This is a genomic window from Neorhizobium sp. S3-V5DH, from assembly GCF_004343065.1.
Taxonomy (GTDB): domain Bacteria; phylum Pseudomonadota; class Alphaproteobacteria; order Rhizobiales; family Rhizobiaceae; genus Neorhizobium; species Neorhizobium huautlense.
Genome location: NZ_SMCL01000001.1, coordinates 450,566 through 461,969, shown reverse-complemented (window position 1 = coordinate 461,969; position 11,404 = coordinate 450,566). Strand labels below are relative to the sequence as shown.

At 59.3% G+C, this 11,404-nt stretch carries 10 protein-coding genes and 1 riboswitch; of the genes, 3 read left to right on the top strand and 7 right to left on the bottom strand.

The window, feature by feature from the left end; genetic code table 11:
• Window positions 1–172: 172 nt before the first annotated feature.
• The 7 genes from EDE09_RS02260 to EDE09_RS02230 form a co-directional block, all read right to left on the bottom strand.
• On the bottom strand, window positions 173–439 hold the full coding sequence (locus EDE09_RS02260) for a DUF982 domain-containing protein (RefSeq protein WP_132408629.1): 267 nt from the start codon (window positions 437–439) through the stop codon (window positions 173–175).
• A 1,126-nt stretch (window positions 440–1,565) separates the two neighbouring features.
• Window positions 1,566–2,201: a 3,4-dihydroxy-2-butanone-4-phosphate synthase gene (gene ribB, locus EDE09_RS02255; protein ID WP_132408627.1), complete on the bottom strand. Its 636-nt coding sequence runs from the start codon at window positions 2,199–2,201 to the stop codon at window positions 1,566–1,568.
• Between the two features lie 112 nt (window positions 2,202–2,313).
• A riboswitch (FMN riboswitch) is annotated at window positions 2,314–2,460 on the bottom strand.
• A gap of 85 nt (window positions 2,461–2,545) precedes the next feature.
• Window positions 2,546–3,328, bottom strand: coding sequence for a glucose 1-dehydrogenase (locus tag EDE09_RS02250; protein ID WP_105374605.1), 783 nt, complete (start codon window positions 3,326–3,328; stop codon window positions 2,546–2,548).
• Window positions 3,329–3,542: 214 nt separating this feature from the next.
• A complete protein-coding gene (locus EDE09_RS02245) occupies window positions 3,543–4,331 on the bottom strand; it encodes an SDR family oxidoreductase (RefSeq protein ID WP_105374606.1) in 789 nt (262 codons plus the stop codon).
• Between the two features lie 22 nt (window positions 4,332–4,353).
• Window positions 4,354–5,832: a sugar ABC transporter ATP-binding protein gene (locus tag EDE09_RS02240; protein ID WP_105374641.1), complete on the bottom strand. Its 1,479-nt coding sequence runs from the start codon at window positions 5,830–5,832 to the stop codon at window positions 4,354–4,356.
• Window positions 5,833–5,864: 32 nt separating this feature from the next.
• A complete protein-coding gene (locus EDE09_RS02235) occupies window positions 5,865–6,794 on the bottom strand; it encodes a sugar ABC transporter substrate-binding protein (protein WP_105374607.1) in 930 nt (309 codons plus the stop codon).
• A 119-nt stretch (window positions 6,795–6,913) separates the two neighbouring features.
• Window positions 6,914–7,894: an ABC transporter permease gene (locus EDE09_RS02230; RefSeq protein ID WP_132408625.1), complete on the bottom strand. Its 981-nt coding sequence runs from the start codon at window positions 7,892–7,894 to the stop codon at window positions 6,914–6,916.
• A 202-nt stretch (window positions 7,895–8,096) separates the two neighbouring features.
• Between EDE09_RS02230 and EDE09_RS02225 the strand changes: the two genes are divergently transcribed.
• The 3 genes from EDE09_RS02225 to EDE09_RS02215 all read left to right on the top strand — a co-directional run bounded on the left by EDE09_RS02225 (window position 8,097) and on the right by EDE09_RS02215 (window position 11,392).
• Complete coding sequence (locus tag EDE09_RS02225; protein WP_105374609.1) at window positions 8,097–8,906, top strand: transketolase; 810 nt, start codon at window positions 8,097–8,099, stop codon at window positions 8,904–8,906.
• Complete coding sequence (locus EDE09_RS02220) at window positions 8,906–9,862, top strand: transketolase family protein (RefSeq protein ID WP_132408623.1); 957 nt, start codon at window positions 8,906–8,908, stop codon at window positions 9,860–9,862. Before EDE09_RS02225 ends, EDE09_RS02220 begins: the two co-directional genes overlap by 1 nt.
• Window positions 9,863–9,925: 63 nt before the next feature.
• Window positions 9,926–11,392, top strand: a complete 1,467-nt coding sequence (locus EDE09_RS02215; RefSeq protein WP_132408621.1) for an FGGY-family carbohydrate kinase — start codon at window positions 9,926–9,928, stop codon at window positions 11,390–11,392.
• Window positions 11,393–11,404: the final 12 nt, after the last annotated feature.

The window sequence follows — 11,404 nt, the reverse complement described above, 5'->3', positions numbered from 1 at the left end:
CCGTTCGGAAGTGGCAACCCCTTAGCTGAGGGCTGCGTCCCAGTGCAGAACCGCCTAGACTAAGGGGGACACTTCTAACGTCACATTGACCTCTGCGCGCTCTACCTAGCCTCGCCGTGCTATCCACGAAGCGTCGGCTTCGTGCATCACAGGCACTGACCGTTATGCATCCCTAAGGATGCACCCGCACCATATATTCGGCGTAAGCAACGATGAAACGGGTACGGGCATCCTCTATATCGCCGCGGCCAAGCAGTGCCGAGATACATGCTCCGGCTGCCGTCCAGTAGGCTTGGCCCGACCGCATTTCCAGTTCCTCTTGCAGGTACTTCAACGCTACTCGCGGCCCAAGGATAAGCTTGTCGTTGATGGGACCATCTCTTACGCTGACCGGGAACTCCCATTCGGCGCGAAAATCAACGTTGATCACCGTTAGCATCGACTACCCCTTCTGAGACAAGAGGCACCGCGTCAGTCTTCAAAAACGTACGGTTGAACGGCGGCCATGCATTCAGTGGAGGCTTCTCCCTAGAATTATGCTTCTCATTCACGATGGCGCAGCAAATACGCGCCTCGCGGTTTGATAGACCTCCGAGCGACCACCCCAACGCGATTTCTGGTTCGCTGCTGTAGGTATCGTAGACAGTCCAGGAGCTATTTGCTTCCTGCCTCATTTCGTACCGGCATAGGTGTGAGGCGTTGTCATCTTCGGTCGTCGTGCACGATGGATTACTCATCCCTGACACCATTCGCGACTGAACCGATCTGGGTGTCACGGCGCTCGCTGAGAGAAACGCTGGCGTGCGCGACCCCTCCTGGAGTGGGACCAGTGCCCCATAAATGGTTCTGGAGCCTGCAGATCAAGTAGCTCGCATGGCTTCGCCGGATAAGTGCAGTTTCGTTGAGAGCGGTCTCGTCGGCGACACGCCGAAGTAGCTGCGCGAGGGCAGCCGCTTTCGATGACCCTGCTTCTGGTGCTTCGGAAGACATGTCTGTCCTTCCTTTGCTTGGGGCACGGGCTGTGTCGCTCGCAACGGTAGTGCCCTGAAGGAAGCCTACCGATAGAACACCATGCGCTCATTCGGCGACATTGCAAGGAAATCTTTGACACAGCCCAACGCTCAGGCTGTCAGTAGCCTCTAGGGCAGAAGCCAAACGAGGTTAAGCTCTTCAACAGGTGCTGCACGAACCAATTCGTCCGCGATAATTTCGGCGCAGTAAACGGAAATTATTGCCGCTCGCCCGTGCTGTTGACTGATGCCCAAAGGCAGGGCTCAATGGTGGCATGCAAGGTCGCTCGCGAGAGGAAAAGATAAGGAAAATAAGGGTTGATCCTCTAAGGCATTGAAATAATGCGAAAATCCTGGTCTCCCAGCCAATTCTCCCTGATGTCTTATCCCCTCAGACCCGCCGAATCCGGTATGGCGTCATCGACTGCCCGATGGCCACCGTTTCGAGGGCGGGAATCATCGCCAGTCCAGCAGAGCCGCCATCACTCATGAGGCTAACTCCCCGCCTTCCAGAGAAGAGTGCGAGGAGAAAATGGTCGAGCATCGGTGAGATCGTCAGGCGGCGTAAGCGTCGCTTACACTTGCCAGGCCTTTCACATGAGAAATCAGATCCGCGATGGTGATCAAAGGCATCTCGTGCCGTGCGGCAAATTCCAGGAGATCCGGCAGCCTCGCCATGGTGCCGTCTTCCTTGGCCACTTCACAAATGACACCGGAAGGCTCCAGGCCTGCAAGGCGGCAGAGATCGACAGCGGCTTCCGTGTGCCCCGGTCGGGCAACCACTCCGTTCGGATGCGCACGAAGCGGAAAGATGTGGCCCGGGCGCGCGAAGTCGTCGGGCTGCGCCTGCGGATCGACCAGGGCTCTTACCGTGGCGGCGCGATCCGATGCCGAGATGCCGGTCGTCGTGCCAGGGATATAGTCGACGGAAACCGTGAAGGCCGTCTTGTGGGATTCGGTGTTGCGGGGAACCATCAACGGGATGTCGAGTGCGTCCAGCCGGTCACCTTCCATCGCCACGCAGATGAGACCGCGGGCGTGATTCATCATGAAGGCGATCGTTTCCGCAGTCACGGATTGCGACGCCGCGATGATGTCCCCCTCATTCTCGCGATCCTCGTCATCGACGACAACGATCATCCGACCGAGAGCAAGCGCCTCAAGCGCATCTTCAATTTTCGAGATTTTCATTCCACTGCCTTTCAAGGGTTATCCGCGTTAGCGGCCAAACCGCGGCCTTGCGAGCCGCTATTTATCCCTTGGGCGAACAAGCCAAGCACGTCCCCGAACCGGGGACGTTCCAGCGTGTCCTCTTCCATCCGGACTATGACCGTCGGCTCCGGCATCTCACCGGATCTGCTGACCTTCCACTTTCGCAGAAGCGCTCGCGGGCTCCGGGATCACTCCCGATACCGCCGGTGGGGAATTACACCCCGCCCTGAGAACGACGACAAGATAGTAAAACTGCTACAGGAAATGCAAGAGGCTCGCGATGAACACGCTGTTCAAACTTTTTCATCCGGCCTCCGCAGATCTCAGGACATGATCAGGCCGCCGTCGACGTTGATCGTCTGCCCGGTGATGTAGGCAGCGTCGTCGCTGGCGAGGAAGGTTACGAGACCTGCTACGTCCTCTCCCGACCCTGCCCGCTTCATGGGAATGCCCTGGACCCATTCCTTCATCAGTTCGCCCGGTCCGTAATTGCCGAGCAGTTTGCCCCACACCTCGTCGTTATAGGCCCACATGTCGGTCTCGATGATACCGGGGCAGAAGGCGTTGACGGTGATGTTCTCGGTGGCGACTTCCTTGGCTAGACTCTGCGTGATGCCGACAACCCCCATCTTCGAAGCGGCATAGTGGGGCGTGTAGATGAACCCCTGCCGGGCCTGGCCCGACGCGGTGTTGATGATCCGGCCGCCGCGCTTGTGCTTGCGCATACGGGCGATCGCCTCCTGGGCGCAGAGGAAAACGCCCTTGGTATTCACCGCCATCACCCGATCCCACTCGGACTCCGTCATATCCTCGATCCGGGCAATGGTGATCACCCCCGCATTCTGGACGGAGACATCGACCGAGCCGAAAGCTTTTTCGGCTGTATCGAAAAGCTCCAGGACACTGCCTTTATCCGTGACATCTCCCACGAAAGAGATGGCCTTACCGCCCCCATCATTGATGTCGCGGGCAACCGCTTCCACGGACTCCTCATTGGCCGAAACAACTACTTTCGCGCCCTCTCGAGCGAAACGCCTTGCGATCACCGCTCCGATGCCCCGGCTTGCCCCGGTGACGACGACAGTCTTCTTTTCGAAACGCTTCATTGATGTCCTCCAAACAGCAAATATGGAACCGTCGCAGAGCGTCTGCGAAGATCAGATCGCGACGCCTTTACGGCTCGTTCGATCAGCGTGAAGGACGGGCGGACGACGATATCGACGCCGTACCGCCCGCTGGCGCCTTCAACGCCACGGTCTCAGCCAGGGAGGCAGCCGGACCGATCACCTTCCAATTGCCTGCGGAAACCTTCTCATGGGATCACCAGCAGCAGAAACCACCGTCTACGAGCAGATCGACACCCGTCACAAAACTTGCCGCGCCCGAGAGCAGAAAAACGGCAGGTCCAACCATCTCGTCGACACTCGCCATGCGCTGCATCGGGGTCTGCTCCTCAAACAACTTTGTCTGGTGGACCATTTCGGGGCGCGTGTTCATCGGGGTCGCGGTATATCCCGGAGAAATCGTGTTCACCCGGATGCCGCGACCGACCCACTCCATAGCCAATGATTTGGACATATGGATCACGCCGGCCTTCGAGGCATTGTAATGGCATTGGCTGAGGCCGCGATTGACGATGACGCCGGACATCGAGGCAATGTTGACGATCGATCCCCTGCCATGCTTCAGCATGGCGCGCGCCTCGGCCTGGCAGGAGAGGAAGACGCCCTTCAGATTGATGTCCATCAGCGTCTGATATTGCTCTTCCTCCATCTCTTCCGCCGGATTGGCATTGGCGATCCCCGCTGCATTGACTGCCAGGGACAAAGCACCGAGCTCGGCTTCGGTCCGAGCCACGGCGTCGGCAAGTGATGCCTTGCTGGTGACGTCCGCCGCAATCTCGATCGATTTTCGACCGGCCGCCCTGACATATTCAACCGTGCGTGCAAGTCCGTCGTCCGTACGGCGATCGAGAAGCGCGACGTCTGCGCCGCACTGGGCGAGCCCGACTGCAATCCGCTGACCTATGCCGCTGCCCGCTCCTGTTACGATAGCGGTTTGACCGGAGAGATCGAAAAGCTTCGGAGCGTTGAGAGTGATGTCCGCCACCGCTCTTCCTTTCTATGTTCTGCTAGATCGTTGCCAGTTCCATGACGGAAACGTCGTTCGCCTCTTCACGGGTAAGAATGCCCGCCTGTTTGCCTTGCGCGAGCACGAGAATGCGGTTCGATACGCCGAGCACCTCTTCGAGATCAGAACTCACGACGATGACGGCGACGCCTTTCCTCGCAAGGTTCACGATGATGTCGTAGATCCCGGCGCGGGCGCCCACATCGATCCCCCGCGTCGGCTCATCGAGGATCACGACCTTGGGATCACGCATCAGCCATTTGGCGATCACCACCTTCTGCTGATTGCCGCCGGAGAGATCCGATGCATATTGTTCGGCCCGCCCCTTCACGCCGAATTTGGATATCGCCTGCTCGGCGAATGTCCGCTTCATTCCGGATGTAATCCAGCGGCGCCCAAACATGTCGAGGTTGGGGTAGACGACGTTTTCGCTTATCCGATGGGTGACGACGATCCCTTGGTCCTTCCGGTCCTCCGGCACCATCACAATGCCTTTGGCGATCGCATCCGCTGGGCTGCGAAGCTTGAGCTCTTCGCCGTTGAGCTTGATCGTTCCCGCGCTGATCGGGTCCGCGCCTGAAATCGCCCGAACCAGTTCGGTTCGACCAGCCCCCACAAGCCCGGCAATGCCGAGGATTTCTCCCGACTGCACCTCGAAGGATACGTCGCGGAAGGAGCGGGCTGGCGAGGTTAGCCCCGAGACCTGCAGGACCGGTCGCCCGCTCGGCTCCGGAAGCGGCGGGAACATGCGTTCAAGGGGACGCCCCACCATGCTTTCAACGATGGTGCGCACCGGGGTCGCGCTGTCGGCGAATTCCTGAACACGCACGCCATCACGCAGCACCACGACGCGATCGGTGATCTGCTTGATCTCTTCCATACGATGGGAGATGTAGATGATGCCGACGCCTTCCGACCGCAGCTTCCTGACCTGGTTGAAAAGAGCTTCCGTCTCGGCGCCGCCCAATGCGGCAGTCGGCTCGTCGAGAATGAGCAGCTTGGCATCGAGCGCCAGTGCTTTTGCAATTTCAATGAGCTGCTGATTGGCCGTGGAGAGGCCAGCCACTTTGCGGGTGGCGGGGATATGTAGGTTCAGACGCGACAATTGTTCCTGTGCGCGGCGAACCATTTCACCGCGATCGATAACGCCGTTCTTCATCGGCCATCGGCCGATGAAGACGTTTTCCGCAATGGAGAGTTCCGGGAGAAGCTGCAGCTCCTGATGGATCAGCACCACACCCTTGTCGATTGCCTCTCTCGGAGTGGCCGGGGCATAGGGTTGCCCCAGCCAGGTCATCGTTCCTTCAGACGGTGCGCGGGATCCGGCGATGATGCCGGACAGCGTGGACTTGCCTGCGCCGTTTTCGCCAAGAAGTGCCACGACCTCCCCGGCATAAACATCCAGGCTCACGTTGTTGAGGACCTGGAGCGGCCCGTAACGCTTCGATATGCCTCTCAGTGAAAGAACTGGCTCGGTCACCACGCGCCCTCCTCCTCAAGCCTTAAAACCTGTTACGGATGGTTGGTGATAAAACCAGCCACATTCTCCTTGGTCGTCAGCGTCGCGTCCATCAGCTGCACCGGAGGCACCTTCTCGCCGGCGACAAGCTTCACCGCGTTGGCGACTGCGTCACGACCCATCTTCTGGGTCTGCTGGGTCGCCGTCACGTTGAACACGCCCTTGCTGAGAGCCTCAAGCGCTGCGGTATCGCCGTCAAAGCCGCCGACCACGATCTTCTGGGAAGGATTGGCGACCTTGATGGCTTGCGCAGCACCAAGCGCGAGTGCATCCGCCTGGGCGAACACGATCGAAACATCCGGATTGGCCTGCAGCATGTTCTGCATGATCTGGAATCCTTCGTCCTGGCTCCAGATGTTGGAATACTGTTCGGCTACCACTTTCACATTCGGATAGGCCTTCAGAGCTTCCGCGCAACCTTTCGAGCGGTCCACCTCGGGCGTCGTGCCCTTCTGGCCGTGAATGATCACCATCTTGCCCTTTCCGCCCGCCTCCTTGAGGATATAGTCGCAGACGGCCTTGGCGGAGGTCACAGAATCCGTTGCGAGAAAGGTATCCCCCGGCGCGCCTTCCGCATTGCGGTCGACGTTGACGACAGGGATACCTGCGCTCTTTGCGAGCTTTACCGGCACCGTTGCCGCCGCAGCGCCTGCTGGAATGTAGATCAGCGCATCAACGTTCTGCGTCAGCAAATCCTGAACCTGGTTGACCTGAGTGGGGCCGTCACCCTTGGCGTCGACGGTCACGACCTCGATGCCGCGTTTCTTGGCTTCGGCTTCGACAGCCTGCTTGATCTGATTGAAGAAATTGGCCTGCAAATTGGCTACGGCAAGGCCGAGTTTTTTGACTTCGGCGGCATGGGCGGAGCCGATCGTCAGACCCAGCATGGCAGCCGAAGTCAGGAGAATGCGCGCGAGTTTCATTTCATTTTCCTCCGTTGTTAAACTGAACCCTCGAGTATTCCTCCACCCTTGGGCCGCTGATCCGCTCCAACCGTTCGGAGAGGAATTCATGAGACGTCCGCGCTACCGCGAAGCCGATGTCAGGTTCGCCGACGGCGAATGGTTTCGGCGCCGACCGCAAGCACGATGACGATGCCGATGATGACCTGCTGCAGAAATGGCGAGACGTTGAGCAGATTGAGCCCGTTGCGCAGGACGCCGATGATCAGGACCCCAATGAGGGTGCCGCCGATACCGCCTGCCCCACCGGACAGGGATGTTCCGCCAATAACCACCGCCGCGATCGTATCGAGTTCGTAGCCGAAACCGCTCGACGGCTGAACCGAGTCAAGGCGGGCTGCCAGAACGATGCCCGCAAGACCCGCCAGCACCGCGCTGACGACATAAACGCTGATCGTCACGAGCTGAACATTGATGCCCGCCAGCCGCGCCACCTCGGGATTTCCGCCTACGGCATAGAGCATCCGGCCTTCGGCCCGAAACTTGAGGAACAACCAGGCGATCAGCACCACGATCAACATCAGGAAAACTGTCGCTGTGAGAATGCCGAAATGCCGGTCGATCGCCAGCATCATGAACCAGTCGGGAAAGCCGACGATCTGCTGACCATCCGTGATCATGTTCGCGACGCCCCGGGCAGCCGACATCATCGCGAGCGTGGCAATGAACGCGGGGACCCGGAAGATCGTCACCAGCAGACCGACGATCAATCCGCTTACGGCGGACGCGATCAACGCGAAGCCGATACCCACCGCAAGAGGCATTCCCGCGACATTGGCCGTCCAACCCATCACCATCATCGACAGCGCGAGCACCGAACCGACCGAAAGGTCGATGCCGCCGATCAGTATGACGAAGGTCATGCCGACGGCCATGATGCCAAGCACGGTGATCTGATCCAGGATGTTCAAGCCATTGCGAAGCGAAAGAAACGCGTCCGTGGAGAAGCTCAGGAAGACGCAAAGCGCGAGCAGACCGAGAAGCGGGCCAGTAGCTCCAGCCAAGCGCCTAAGCCAGACGCCAGAGGGGCGGCTTTGTTCAGTGATGTCGATCGCCACCATCGTTCCTCCCTAGATACGAAGGGTATTTCACCATAAGAATATTTATTCATCTATGTTGGAAAATTCATTAGCAAGCTGCTACAGATGTGTCAATCAAATTTGTAGCGAGACCCTTATGCCACAAAAGTCAGTTTGCACTTGACATGGATTCGCCATATGCAAAAATATGTTAATATGAATAAATATTCAGATCGAGGAAACAATGGAGCCCACAGAACTCGAACGTGTCGCACGCCAGATACGGCTGCGCGATCTTCAGGCGGTGTACGAAGCCGGCGCGGGCCATATCGGCGGCGAGATGTCGGTGATCGACATTCTCACGGCATTGTATTTCCGGGTACTGCGCGTATGGCCGGATCAACCGAGGCATCCGGAACGTGATCGGTTTGTTCTTTCGAAGGGCCATACGGCCTGCGCACTATACGTGGCGCTTGCCAAACGCGGCTTCATTCCGGAGGAGGAAATCTCCACGTTCCTTCAGCCTCACTCCCGGCTGAACGGCCATCCCAACAACAACAAGGTGCCGGGCGTCGAAACCAATACCGGACCTCTCGGTCACGGGCTCCCCGTCGCGGTGGGAATGGCCAAGGCCGCCAAGCTGTCCGGCGCGAAATACCACACCTATGTCGTCACCGGGGATGGCGAGATGCAGGAAGGCTCGAATTGGGAAGCCATCATGGCGGCCGCCCAGTTCGGTCTGGACAATCTTACTCTGGTCATCGACCACAACAGGTTCCAGCAGGGGGCGGCACTTGCCGATACCAATGACCTGGCCCCGCTCCGCCCCAAGCTTGAAGCTTTTGGCTGGGACGTGACCGAAATCAACGGCAACGCCATGAGCGAAATCGTGCCGGCTCTGGAGCATCGCGGCTCCCGTCCCCATTGCATCGTCGCTCATACCAACAAGGGCCACGGCATTTCCTTCATGCAGGATCGCGTCGACTGGCATCACAAGGTGCCCAGCAAGGAACAATACGATCTCGCGGTGGCAGAACTATCGGAGGCAATTTGATGAACGCGCCAGTAACAGCCACAAAGCTCCATGATTGCCGAGATGCATTTGCGGCGACGCTCGAAAAGCTTGCGGCAAATGACGAGACCATTGTTGCAGTCTGCAACGACTCGGTGGGGTCTTCGAAGCTCGGCGGATTCAAATCTAGATTTCCGGACCGCCTCGTCAATGTCGGCATCGCCGAACAGAACATGGTGGGCGTCGGCGCGGGTCTCGCGAATGGCGGGCGGCTTCCGTTCGTCTGTGGAGCTTCACCATTTCTGACAGGGCGTGCGCTGGAGCAGATCAAGGCCGACATCGCCTACTCGAATGCCAATGTGAAGCTGGTCGGCATCTCGTCCGGGATGGCATATGGCGAACTTGGCCCGACCCACCATTCGATCGAGGACTTTGCGTGGACGCGCGCGCTGCCGAATCTTCCGGTCATCGCCCCCTGCGACCGTATCGAAACGGCGGCTGCCGTCGAATGGGCTGCGGGCTACGACGGGCCATGCTTCCTCCGCCTTTCCCGCGTCGGCGTTCCCGATCTGCTTCCTGCAGATCACAAGTTCGAACTCGGCAAGGCGAACCGGCTGCGTGAGGGTTCGGATGTCACGCTTATCGCCAATGGCACTCTCACGCACCGCATGATGAAGGCCGCAGAAATCCTGGGAAGTCAGGGCATCAGCGCGCGGGTGCTCAACATGGCGACGGTCAGGCCGATCGACGAGGAAGCCATCGTTGCCGCTGCTCGCGAGACCGGGGCGATTGTAACTGCGGAAGAGCATACCATCTTCGGAGGACTCGGGTCGGCCGTGGCCGAAGTGATCGTGGAACACGCGCCTGTGCCGATGAAGCGCCTTGGCGTTCCGGGGATCTTCGCGCCGACCGGCTCGGCCGAATTCCTCCTGGATGAATTCGGTATGAGACCCGCCTCCATCGCCGAAGCTGCCCTAGCGGTTATCAAGAGGAAATAAGCGCTCGACGCAGGCGTTGGCCGGAGCCAAGTATTTGCCCGGCCGTTTCAAGGGAGGACATGAATGCGGGCTATTCTGGCCATCGACCAGGGCACGACCAATTCCAAAGCCGTCCTGGTTTCGGACAAGGGAGAACTTGTCTCCCGTGGTTCGGCACCAGTTGGCATCGCCTATCCGAAACCCGGCTGGGTAGAGCAGGACCCGCAAAGAGTCTGGAAGTCGGTCTGCGAAGCGGTTACCGCCTGCCTTCAAGCTGCGCCCGATATTGGCGTTGAAGCCGTCGCAATTTCCAATCAGCGCGAGTCCGTCACGATCTGGGATGCCGAAACGGGTGAACCACTCGGCCCGGTCGTCAGTTGGCAATGCCGCCGCACGGCCGAGGATTGCGAACGTCTTATTCATGAAGGACACTTGGATCGCGTCCAGTCGATAACGGGACTGCCTCTCGATCCGATGTTTCCCGGACCGAAATTTCGTTGGCTCCTCGATCGGGCTCCGGCGGGCCGCCACCTCCGGGTCGGCACCATCGACAGTTGGCTCGTCCACTGCCTGACGGGCGGGCAACGACATGCCTGCGACGCATCGAACGCGGCAAGAAGTCAGCTGTTCGACCTCCAAAAGCAGGCGTGGAGCGAAGAATTATGCGCGATCTTCGACGTCGACATATCGGTTTTGCCGGAGGTGCTCGACAGCGCAGCCGATTTTGGAACAACGCTTGGCCTGCCGGGTGTCCCCGATGGCACGCCTATCAGATCGGCGATCGGCGATAGTCATGCCGCCCTTTTCGGACATGGGGCCTTCAACCCGGGCGACGGCAAGGTGACGTTCGGGACAGGTTCGTCTGTGATGACGACACTGCCCGGCTTCATTGCGCCGAAGAGCGGCATCACAACCACGATTGCCTGGCGTATTTCTGGAAAACCCACATTCGCCTTCGAGGGAAACATTCTCGTGTCGGCGGCAAGCCTGCCCTGGATGACCGAGATCCTCGGACTGCCCGATGTCGCGGCCCTGATCGATCTTGCCGCGACAGCTGAACCGGACGGGCCTGGTTTCGTACCCGCCTTCGTCGGGCTCGGCGCGCCATACTGGAACTCCGAGGCGCGCGCGCTCTTCTCGCAGATCAACTTCAACACGACGCGTGCGCAGATGGCGAGGGCTGTCACCGACTCGATCGCATTCCAGGTCTATGACGTTTTTTCCGCCATGCAGAACCAGAGCGGGGGCGGCATCGGCGCGCTTTATGCGGACGGCGGCCCCAGCCAGAACAGGTTCCTAATGCAATGCGTCGCCGACGTGCTCATGCGGCCCGTGATGCAGTGCAAAGCGCCCGAAGCCTCTGCTCTTGGAGCAGCTTATCTTGCGGGACTGTCGGTGGGAATGTGGCCCGACCTCGAAACTATCAGCCGCCTTCCGAGGCAATCGCAACTCATCAGTCCCGAAGCCAACGATAGTGCAGAGCGGAGAAAGACATGGGGTGATGCCGTGGCCCGCTCGACGTGGAACCCCGCAACCGTTAAAGGTGAATAATAATTCACACCG